Raw genomic sequence first — 832 nt, 5'->3', positions numbered from 1 at the left:
GCCGAATTTCTTCGTCAACACCCCCGACATCCTGCACGAGTACCTTCAGCAGGGCGGCCGTCCGGCGTTCGAGGCGCGTGCCGTGCTGGCCGCGACACTCTCTCCCACCTGGGGGATCTACAGCGGCTACGAACTGTGCGAGAACACCCCGCTGCGTGAAGGCAGCGAAGAATACCTGGACTCCGAGAAATACCAACTGCGTACTCGCGATTGGGAGTCGGCGGAGCGCGACGGACGTAGCATCGCGCCACTGGTAGCCACGCTCAACGCGATCCGACGGCGCAGCCCGGCCCTGCGGCAGCTGCGCGACCTCCACTTCCACCACGCGGACCAGGAGGCGGTGATCGTCTACTCGAAACGCCGGGGATCGAACACGGTTCTGGTGGTCGTGAACCTCGATCCGCACCACACCCAGGAGGCGACGGTCTCGTTGGACATGCCGCAACTCGGCCTGGACTGGCACGAGTCGGTGCCGGTACGCGACGAGCTGACCGGCGAAACCTACCAATGGGGCAGGACGAACTATGTGCGCCTGGAACCGGGTACTCGACCCGCGCACATCATGACCGTCCTGCGACCGTCCACCCCGCAGATCGGAGGGTCACCCACAACATGATCGTCAATGAGCCTGTCCCGGACACCTTCGAGGACACTCCCGCCAAGGACCGGGACCCCGAGTGGTTCAAACGCGCCGTCTTCTACGAGGTCCTGGTCCGCTCCTTCCAGGACAGCAACGGTGACGGAGTCGGCGACCTCAAGGGCCTGACCGCCAAACTCGACTACCTCCAGTGGCTCGGCGTCGACTGCCTCTGGCTGCCCCCCTTCTTCAAGT

General features: G+C 64.7%; 2 protein-coding genes. Both read left to right on the top strand.

Annotated features, from left to right (window positions below; all coding sequences use genetic code 11):
- Window positions 1–616, top strand: a 616-nt coding sequence (locus ADL01_RS22280; protein ID WP_159049594.1) for a DUF3459 domain-containing protein, incomplete at its 5' end; no start/stop codon positions are given.
- The coding region (locus ADL01_RS22275; protein WP_267889932.1) for an alpha-amylase family glycosyl hydrolase at window positions 613–832 on the top strand (220 nt) is incomplete at its 3' end. The genes ADL01_RS22280 and ADL01_RS22275, both read left to right, overlap by 4 nt.

This window comes from Streptomyces sp. NRRL WC-3618 (assembly GCF_001280005.1).
Taxonomy (GTDB): Bacteria; Actinomycetota; Actinomycetes; order Streptomycetales; family Streptomycetaceae; genus Streptomyces.
The sequence above is the reverse complement of the archived record's forward strand: the minus strand, read 5'-3'. Positions and strand labels throughout refer to the sequence as shown.